The sequence below is a fragment of the uncultured Deefgea sp. genome, assembly GCF_947072475.1.
Lineage (GTDB): Bacteria > Pseudomonadota > Gammaproteobacteria > Burkholderiales > Chitinibacteraceae > Deefgea.
Genome location: NZ_CAMTIA010000085.1, coordinates 1 through 9,188, shown reverse-complemented (window position 1 = coordinate 9,188; position 9,188 = coordinate 1). Strand labels below are relative to the sequence as shown.

The window sequence follows — 9,188 nt, the reverse complement described above, 5'->3', positions numbered from 1 at the left end:
GAGTCTGACCCCTTTGATTCGATGTGTTTGTGTTCCCAAGCAAAACCGATACTTTTGGCTTGGTATTGCTCGAAGCCATGGCCTGCGGTTGCCCTGTAGCGGCATACCCCGTAACAGGACCGATCGACGTAATTGGTAGCGATGGTCCGGGCGCTTTAAATGAAAATCTACACGAAGCCTGCCTTGCTGCGCTGCGCATTGATCGCAATGAAGTGCGCCGCTTTGCCGAGCGCTATTCATGGGCCGCCGCCAGCCGACAGTTTTTATCGCACCTGCATCCATTCACCCCAACCGCGCAAGAAGAGCTGCGGCTGATTGAACAAGGGGCAATTGGCGAATAAAGCGCTAGCACAGCACACAAAAGCCCTCGTTCATTACGAGGGCTTTTGTGCGCCAATTGAGCCGATCCACCAGTTTGACGCTTATTTTTTCTCCGATTGTGGCCAACGACCGTGACGCAAACGCCGTTGCGCCAACCACAGCGATCCCACAGCAACACTTTAAAATGTAGGATATGCAAAAAAATAAATCACCAATAAAAATAGCATTGCTTTATAAGTACGGTCGCCTCATTCAGTTTGAATGATGGAAACGCAAACCTATGATTTAAATAGGCTTGTTGTTTTCTACATTCAAACTATCTGGAGCCGACCCACTTAAAACTAGTCAATACCTTACCCATCAATAAGCTTTGATCAAATGGCAACGTTATTGAGCTTATTCGTAATAAACCCTAGGCTTATCTAAAGATGCTCTAATTTAATTAATGTCGTCATTCCCGCGCAGGCGGGAATCCAGCATATGCACTGGATCCCCGATAAATACACTCGGGGATGACGTAGTTAGTTTAATCAGAAGCCAAAAATGAAGTACGCACGCTACAGATGTTTTGAATGCTATTGACTCTACATCCATACAAATCAAATACTTAGTTCAGAAATATTCAAGCTAAGCTTGGCCGAAGAATTTAGCCCTTATTCGTTTGATTTTTTAATCATGGATTTTGTATTGCGCAAAGAAGACAATGATGGGTTAGCATGATTAATGCGATTATCCGACGATACCCAGATTGCGATGTAGTATAGAGTCGCAGCCACTTTCTGGAATTTATTTTGTTAGACGCAAAAAATCCATAAAAACTCAGCTTTTACACTGAGTACTTCTCAAAATACGAATTGAGCTAATACTTTTATTAAACTCGATTGCGCTGCCGTATCCCGATTTTCGAGTATAAAAATCACCGCTATAATTGCGATCTTTGTAAAATCTAACCTCCCAGCCAAGAGGGATGTAATACGATGTGAGTTGATTATCAAAGTCAAAGTGCCCCAAATCACTGGTATTTGAAGGTACTCGTATTTCTCTACCCGTTTGATTTTCACCGCTATACAGCTTCACGCCACAACTCGATTCAGTCGTATCACTCCTGCCAAGATCAGAAATGGAGCAAACGGCCTTATCACTCTGGCAAAAAATACTATTGCGCCCCCGCTTATCTTGGCAAGCACGGCTTACTCGGTCTCTTGCCATCGACTGCGTAAAGTCAGCTTGAGCATATATCTCATTAAACGGGACCAAAACACAGACGTGTAATATTTGTGATCTATTGATCGAAGGGCCGATCACTTGTGAATGATTGACAATTAAGTTGATGTCACTGGCATGTGCGATTGATGCCAAAGCAAAGAACATAACAATAAATTTCAAAACAAATCCCCGAATTAAATAAAAACGATAGCTATCGATATTGCAAGCTGTTTACACATAAATGCCAACGCCATACAACTACAACCAACACCCACTTTAGAAGTAGAGACGATCAATTCAGCATAAACAATAATCATTATTCGAACACATCAATGCCAAATAGATAAATTAGCCTATTTCGATATTTTATCGAAATAGTGTGTAATAAATTTCACACTAAGTCGACTACATCGTATGAATTAGATTTCATACTTTAATAAACTTGACTCTGAGAATGACTATGCACAACAAAACACCGCATGACCTAGGCTATTTGATTGGCTTATTTGGCGTTGTCGCCACTTTGCTTTGGATCGGTATATTTAAATATACCCCAACGGAGGCATTGCAAATCAAACCTCTAATAGAAAATCACCCTTTAATATCATGGATGTATCATGTTTTTTCAGTTCAGTTTGTATCTAATTTGATTGGTACATTTGAAATATTTACAGCATTGATGCTCATTGTTTCGATCAAAAAGCCCCACGTTGGCTATTATGCCGGCGCAGTCGCGTCGCTTATTTTTGTCGTCACATTAAGCTTTATTTTAACGACGCCAGGCACTTTTAAAGTGGTCGATGGCGTACCGTTAACAGATTTTTTTCTTTTTAAAGATATTGTTTTTCTCGGGATTACTTTAATCACCATGCAAAAAGGACATCAAGCCATTCAAGCTCGACGCCAAACTGCATAAGAAAATCAACCCTGCCACATCACGCTGATGTGGCATTTCAGTATGCCGACCCCAATAAGGAAACATTAATACCGGCGCGGTGCCACTTTGGGCGTAGCGTTCAAGCGCCGCCCAGCGCCTGCTGTCTAAAAGTCGTCAGAATAAGTAATGTCTTGCATGTTAAAGCCTCTGTTTTTTCAAACCAATGAAAACTCAGAGGCGACAATTAGCCTGACAGGCTAATAACCGGCCAAGCCCTTCTCCGGCTCACCGACCCGCTTCTTTCCAGAAAGAAACAGTGGCTAAGGCGACAATCCCGACTTAATCACTTGTAAAACCGCATATCAAGTATTACCATGGAAATAAGTTTGATTATATATTTCTGAGGAAACTTGACATGAGCGCGCTAGAGGTAGAACGCCCCGAAGCGGCAGTTGTTTTAGGAAAAGCGCTTGCTGCTGCGTGGGAAAAACTTAATGTCAGTCAAGCTGGCGTCGCAAAGATAATTGGCCTATCAGAAGCTACCGTAAGTAGAATCGCAAACGGAACTTACATTTTGAAGCCAGCCAAGCATGAATGGGCTGGCGCTGTGGCTTTCATACGCATATTCAGAAGCCTTGCGGGCCTACTGGACGGCGATGAGGTTCTGATGAGAGAGTGGCTTCACTCTAATAATGCCGAGTTCAGAAAGGCACCCATTGAAGTGCTGATGGAAGGAGGTGGGGTTTACAGAATAGGGGGATATCTTGATTCCATGCGCGGTCGATTCTAATTCAAGACTCACAGATCAATTACTTTGGCGCGTATGTGAGGGGCAGACAAAACCTTATGTTCGCGCCATTGTTAATAGTGCTGCCGAACTAGACTTGCTTGAAAGCATACTTGAGTCGGACAAGCCACCTCATCTCGCTCCACCTGCAATGAACTACCTTTTATCTACGCCATTTAGATACTGCGAAAGAACCAGTACGGGTTCAAGATTTGCTGCTTTTGGCGTGTCAGGCGTGATGTATGCGGCCGAAAACATAAATACCAGCTTAGCCGAGTCCGCACATTGGGCGGCAAGCTCTTTTTTTGCAAGCTCGGATGGACTGAAAGCTGTCACAAAAACACTCATGCGAACCGCCTTTTCTTTCCGCGTGGATGGAAACGCCGTCGATCTCACCTTACCGCCTTTTGATGCTTTCTCGGCACTTTGGACCTCAAACGACTACAGAGAGACTCAGATTGTGGCAAGAGATTGTCGAGTTAAGGGTATCCCTCTAATCAGATACACATCGGTCAGAGACACCCATGCCGGAGCGTGCGTTGCGGTGCTCAATCCGTCGGCATTAACCAGCATGTCGCCTGAGAACGAAGAAGATTGGTACTTGACCGTGTCGCCAACCGGCGCAGAGTGGAACAAGCGAGGGGCTTAAACTAGAAGCGTCGATTGCGACGCTTTTGAAAATCAATAATCAAGTTCTGGCCACGAAACGGCAACCATCTCATAAATTGGGCATAATGGATTTCCGCAAATCATTTACTCAACCGAGCCCCCTATGATTGAAGTACATCACCTAAACGAATCGCGTTCCCGCCGTATCACTTGGATGCTAGAAGAGCTAGGTTTGCCGTATGAAGTCATCACTTATCAGCGCGACGCCAAAACCCGATTGGCACCGCCAGAACTGATGCAGATTCATCCCCTAGGAAAAGCCCCAGTGCTGCGCGACAACGGCGAGGTCTTAATCGAATCGGGTGCCATCATCGAATACTTGGTGCGGCAATACGGCAATGGCCGCTTCGCACCCGCGATAGGCACGCCAGACTACAACCGCTACATCCAATTTTTGCACTACGCCGAAGGCTCGGCGATGCTGCCCCTGATGTTAAAACTATATGTAGGATTTCTAGGCGAAGCCGGTGCGCCGTTGCAGCCACGCATACAAAGCGAACTGGCCAATCATCTTGGCTATTTAAATGCCGAATTAACCCACCGCGATTACTTCGTTGGCAACGAACTGAGCGGCGCCGACGTGCAAATTTCTTTCGTGGCGCAGATGGCAGTTAAATTCGCAGGGCGTGATACCTACCCGAATCTGAGCCGTTTCGTCGACATGATAGAAGCGCGGCCAGCGTATCAACGTGCGATGAGCAAAAGTGGCGCTTGATATTGGCCAGATATGCAAATCAATGGGGTCAGAGTCGATTGATTTCTAGTTTTCCGTGGAATCAATCGAGTCTGACCCCTTTGATTCGGAGTCTGACCCCTTTGATTCGATGTGTTTGTGTTCCCAAGCAAAACCGATACTTTTGGCTTGGTATTGCTCGAAGCCATGGCCTGCGGTTGCCCTGTAGCGGCATACCCCGTAACAGGACCGATCGACGTAATTGGTAGCGATGGTCCGGGCGCTTTAAATGAAAATCTACACGAAGCCTGCCTTGCTGCGCTGCGCATTGATCGCAATGAAGTGCGCCGCTTTGCCGAGCGCTATTCATGGGCGGCGGCTAGCCGCCAGTTTTTATCGCACTTGCATCCATTCACCCCCACCGCACAAGAAGAGCTGCGCCTGATTGAACAAGGGGCAATTGGCGAATAAAGCGCTAGCACAGCACACAAAAAGCCCTCGCTCATTACGAGGGCTTTTGTGCGCCAATTGAGCCGATCCACCGCCTTGACGCTTATTTTTTCTCCGTTTGTGGCCAACGACCGCAACGCAAATGCCGCACCTTCGATGGGCGACTCAACACCAATCTCTGCAAATCAGCACAAAGCCAAATCAATAAAGCGCAAACAAACTTACTATTTTGTTATTTGTAGCGACAATTTGCGTTATATTGCTGTCCAACCTTGTAAAACCCTAAGCACAACCCGCAAGCCATCGGACAGCGGCATGCAAATCAATGGGGTCAGAGTCGATTGATTTCTAGTTTTCCGTGGAATCAATCGAGTCTGACCCCTTTGATTCGATGTGTTTGTGTTCCCAAGCAAAACCGATACTTTTGGCTTGGTATTGCTCGAAGCCATGGCCTGCGGTTGCCCTGTAGCGGCATACCCCGTAACAGGACCGATCGACGTAATTGGTAGCGATGGTCCGGGCGCTTTAAATGAAAATCTACACGAAGCCTGCCTTGCTGCGCTGCGCATTGATCGCAATGAAGTGCGCCGCTTTGCCGAGCGCTATTCATGGGCCGCCGCCAGCCGCCAGTTTTTATCGCACTTGCATCCATTCACACCCACCGCACAAGAAGAGCTGCGCCTGATTGAACAAGGTGCGATTGGCGAATAAAGCGCTAGCACAGCACACAAAAGCCCTCGTTCATGACGAGGGCTTTTTAAGCGCCAACTGAGCCGACCCACCGCCTTGACGCTTATTTTTTCTCCGATTGTGGTCAACGACCGTGACGCAAACGCCGTTGCGCCAACCACACGCCAAAACGATCCCACAGCAACACTTTAAGGCGATTGCTGCACTGATTGCGAAACGTATACGCGGCACCTTCGATGGGCGACTCAACACCAATCTCTGCAGATCAGCACAAAGCAAAATCAATAAAGAGCAAACAAACTTACTATTTTGTTATTTGCAGCGACAAATTACGTTATATTGCTGTCCAACCTTGTAAAACCCTACGCGCAACCCGCAAGCTATCGGGCTGCAGCATGAAAATCAATGGAGTCAGACTCGATTGATTTCTCAAGCTAGCCGCGAAGCTCGGGCTCAAAAATACTCAAGAACTGATTGATAAGTTGGCAGCGAATGGCTTTTTAGAGATTGTTGAGGGCAAGCCAAAACTAACTGCGCGTGGCAAGGCTGTGGGCGGTGAGTCGAAGTTTAGTCCTAAATTTGGACCATATTTTATTTGGCCTGAGTCGCTTTCTTTTCTTGGTCAAGAATAGGATGTGTTGGTGAGTCGGGTTTCTGTTTTTCTCGACTTTATCGCTTTAATGTAATGCCTTAAATTTTGAGATGTACATGGGACTATTAGCAAAGAAATATAAATCCTTGAAGCCAAAGGAAGGACATTTAAACGACAAAGTAGTATTGGCTCAAGCATGGAAAAAAGCGCACCAATACATCCGTTCCACCAATTGGTACGCCGATACTTTTGAGCTAGATCGCTCCGCGATTGACTTGGATGCACGGCTAGATCACTGGATAGATGAATTAGCGAACGATAAATTTACCTTTGAGCCACTTCGCATCGTACCGGCACCCAAATCGGAACAATGGCACTTCGAAGCCACAGATCTTTCTCTCGATATGAGAGAAACAGCTTCACACAAATGGTGCCCTGTTCCTCCAAAAGAAGGCGAAAAACCTCAAGCGCTTCGCCCATTAGCGCATGTATCAATCCGCGATCAAAGCCTATTGATGGCGCTGATGATGTGTTTGGCTAATAAAGTCGAATCCTGCCAAGGCAATACCGCTACTCGATTTGAAGATGTGCACAAGCAAAAGATTGTTAACTACGGCAACCGCTTGTATTGCCACTACAACGGTGCCGAAGCGAATTTCGCTTGGGGCAACAGCACAAGCTACAGCAAATACTTCACCGATTATCAACATTTTCTAGCGCGGCCAATTCATTTTGGTGGCGAGGCATTACAGCAAAAACTCAAAGATCAGCGCGTCTACGAAATTCATCTCGACATCACAAAGTTTTATGATTGCGTTGATCGAACCAAGCTAAATGAAAAGATACTCGCCTTGTGCGAAGGCAGTGTTGATCCCTTGTTGAATAAACTCCTGAAGAGTTTTGAAGCATGGGAATGGGATGAAAGCAGCTCTGGCATTTACGATCAAGTTTGTAAGAAAGATGATGAGTCGATTCCAAAAGGAATCCCACAGGGGTTGGTGATTGGCGGTTTTTTGGCCAACATCTACTTGTTAGACTTTGATCAGCAAATTCAATCCTTGATAGGGACGGCACTCGCTGATGGCGTTCAGTTAGTGGACTATTGCCGCTACGTCGATGACATGCGCCTGATTATTATTGCTAAATCAAAGGGCAATACACGCGAAGACATTGCATTGATTAAGCCAGTAATACTCGCTGAATTATCTACGCGTTTGTCGGCTATTGGCTTAGAGTTTGGTGAGCAGAAAACAAGAATTGAGCCATTTCGATATAAGCGCTCTGGCATATCAACCAAACTACAAGAAATTCAGAGCAAAGTTAGTGGTCCACTCTCTGCAGGGGAAATTGACGAGCAATTGGGTAGTTTAGAAGGCTTGATTGGCCTCGCTGATAGCTTACGCATCTCCGAAAATAATACTGAAAACACGAATTCTTTAGCGTTAATAGATGCACCCAGCAATGACGTTCGCGACGATACTTTGCTCCGTTTTTCTGCCAATAAAATCCACAAGTTACTAAAGCAAAAGCGCAGCTTGGTCGCGCAAGAAATTGATGCCAATGGAGTAGCGAAACCAGGTGCTTGGGATTATTTGCAAGAGCGCATGGCACGGAAATTCATTAGCTGCTGGAGTAAAGATCCCTCATTAGTTCTATTGCTAAAAAAAGGGCTCGAACTTTTCCCTGAGCCCAAAATATTGAAACCCATACTTGACCAGCTTGGTGCTGTGATTGAGCGTAAAGAAGCGCCCATTCAGCAAAAAATGGCGCAATATTGCTTAGGTGAGATTTTTCGAGATGCCGCCACGACTATACACACCAAGGACTCATGGGCTTTTCCTGCTCATGCCAACGTCGCTGAGTTTTTTGAACAGCTTCAAACTCTTGCAGTAGAGATCGTCACAAACACGACGAGTAAATACGATGAAAATTTGATCGCTCAAGCGATGTTCTTTTGCTTGGTAAGAAATGACTCGCCGTTAGACCAAGATGCTCAGGATGAAAACTTCAACATCATCACAAAAATGATGAAGGGGCACCGAAATATTTCGGTTGTTGGTAAGAAAGACAGCAGTATTCACGAAAAAGCTAAGCGTGCTGATTTTATAGCCAATGCCTTACTAGCCTATCAGTTGGCGACGGATAAATTATTGGTCATTCGATCTGTTAATTCATTACTCGACAAAGTTGCAGCACGTATTGTTGCCATTCCAAAAGATGGACTTACATACGGCGATGTTCTGCCTTTTTGTAAAAGTATTGCTGTGGAATGCCCAATATTTTTTGCTCAGCTGGTTGAGCATGCAAAAGGTAAAGACACTAAGTGGCACCCACTTTGCAAAGAATTAATCAGTAAGCTGGGACTGTCCCAATCAAAAATCAGTGGCGACCTTAGTCGGTTCAATAAAGATACTTCACTTTCATTGCTTTCGATTATCAAGAGAACAGACAATCCATTTGCCCATGAAAATGCAGCGTTGGCGTTGTTGTTCGCAGTATTGAATGGCGAGAAGGATGGATTTACAGCCGACATTGATTCAACTTCAGATGAAGCGGTTGAACTTCAGGGGATTATTGACCTAAGTAACTGTAAAGTGAAATGTGATAACTGGAGTAAGATTCAATCGCTTGAAGTGCCAATCACAATTGGGACCGCGATTGACTTTGAGCCTATTTTTCCTTTGCCAGATTGGATCGAACCCGAGCATTTACCGCTATATCGCATGGGTATATTTCTGCGTAGTTGCTTAATTGGCAATACTGATTGGTCTGCAATGCGGGTGAATGATTCCAGCCAAGCCAAGTACATGGGTTTGAAATCGAGCTTTATCAAACGCCAGCTCGGAATGATGCATTCACCAGAAGCTTTGAATGGCGAGACCGCTCCAATGTCTAACTGGGTGTCGAGCCTGCTCTTTCATTT

The 9,188-nt window shown here is 45.5% G+C and carries 11 protein-coding genes; 9 read left to right on the top strand and 2 right to left on the bottom strand.

Translation table 11 applies throughout. The annotated features are described in order from the left end of the window. The first annotated feature begins 23 nt into the window (after nt 1–23). Nucleotides 24–341 carry a glycosyltransferase gene (locus Q0V82_RS15885; protein WP_297577305.1) on the top strand — a complete coding sequence of 106 codons (318 nt, stop codon included), beginning with the start codon at nt 24–26 and terminating at the stop codon, nt 339–341. Nucleotides 342–1,140: 799 nt separating this feature from the next. Here the strand turns inward: Q0V82_RS15885 and Q0V82_RS15880 are convergent. After that, the gene (locus Q0V82_RS15880; protein WP_297577315.1) at nt 1,141–1,707 is read right to left on the bottom strand and encodes a peptidase inhibitor family I36 protein; all 567 of its coding nucleotides are present in this window, start codon (nt 1,705–1,707) and stop codon (nt 1,141–1,143) included. Between the two features lie 274 nt (nt 1,708–1,981). Between Q0V82_RS15880 and Q0V82_RS15875 the strand changes: the two genes are divergently transcribed. From Q0V82_RS15875 to Q0V82_RS15845, 7 genes are all read left to right on the top strand, one after another. Next, nucleotides 1,982–2,443: a DUF417 family protein gene (locus tag Q0V82_RS15875; RefSeq protein WP_297577313.1), complete on the top strand. Its 462-nt coding sequence runs from the start codon at nt 1,982–1,984 to the stop codon at nt 2,441–2,443. Nucleotides 2,444–2,819: 376 nt separating this feature from the next. Further along, nucleotides 2,820–3,194: an antitoxin Xre/MbcA/ParS toxin-binding domain-containing protein gene (locus tag Q0V82_RS15870; RefSeq protein ID WP_297577312.1), complete on the top strand. Its 375-nt coding sequence runs from the start codon at nt 2,820–2,822 to the stop codon at nt 3,192–3,194. Then, a complete protein-coding gene (locus tag Q0V82_RS15865) occupies nt 3,169–3,840 on the top strand; it encodes an RES family NAD+ phosphorylase (RefSeq protein WP_297577311.1) in 672 nt (223 codons plus the stop codon). The genes Q0V82_RS15870 and Q0V82_RS15865 overlap by 26 nt, the downstream gene beginning before the upstream one ends. A 123-nt stretch (nt 3,841–3,963) precedes the next feature. Then, on the top strand, nt 3,964–4,575 hold the full coding sequence (locus Q0V82_RS15860) for a glutathione S-transferase family protein (RefSeq protein WP_297577309.1): 612 nt from the start codon (nt 3,964–3,966) through the stop codon (nt 4,573–4,575). Nucleotides 4,576–4,686: 111 nt separating this feature from the next. Continuing rightward, the gene (locus Q0V82_RS15855; protein WP_297577305.1) at nt 4,687–5,004 is read left to right on the top strand and encodes a glycosyltransferase; all 318 of its coding nucleotides are present in this window, start codon (nt 4,687–4,689) and stop codon (nt 5,002–5,004) included. 48 nt (nt 5,005–5,052) lie between these two features. Beyond that, nucleotides 5,053–5,328, top strand: coding sequence for a hypothetical protein (locus Q0V82_RS15850; protein WP_297577307.1), 276 nt, complete (start codon nt 5,053–5,055; stop codon nt 5,326–5,328). 48 nt (nt 5,329–5,376) lie between these two features. Continuing rightward, on the top strand, nt 5,377–5,694 hold the full coding sequence (locus tag Q0V82_RS15845) for a glycosyltransferase (protein ID WP_297577305.1): 318 nt from the start codon (nt 5,377–5,379) through the stop codon (nt 5,692–5,694). Between the two features lie 103 nt (nt 5,695–5,797). On the opposite strand, the gene tnpB is transcribed toward Q0V82_RS15845, so the two are convergent. Further along, complete coding sequence (gene tnpB / locus Q0V82_RS16615) at nt 5,798–5,911, bottom strand: IS66 family insertion sequence element accessory protein TnpB (protein ID WP_374758557.1); 114 nt, start codon at nt 5,909–5,911, stop codon at nt 5,798–5,800. A gap of 470 nt (nt 5,912–6,381) precedes the next feature. Between tnpB and Q0V82_RS15840 the strand changes: the two genes are divergently transcribed. Continuing rightward, nucleotides 6,382–9,188, top strand: a 2,807-nt coding sequence (locus tag Q0V82_RS15840) for an RNA-directed DNA polymerase (protein ID WP_297577303.1), incomplete at its 3' end; no start/stop codon positions are given.

Excerpts from the sequence above, each read along its gene's own strand:
- Q0V82_RS15875 (WP_297577313.1), top strand. The coding sequence starts at position 1,982 with ATGACTATGCACAACAAAACACCGCATGACCTAGGCTATTTGATTGGC.
- Q0V82_RS15870 (WP_297577312.1), top strand. The coding sequence starts at position 2,820 with ATGAGCGCGCTAGAGGTAGAACGCCCCGAAGCGGCAGTTGTTTTAGGA.
- Q0V82_RS15860 (WP_297577309.1), top strand. The coding sequence starts at position 3,964 with ATGATTGAAGTACATCACCTAAACGAATCGCGTTCCCGCCGTATCACT.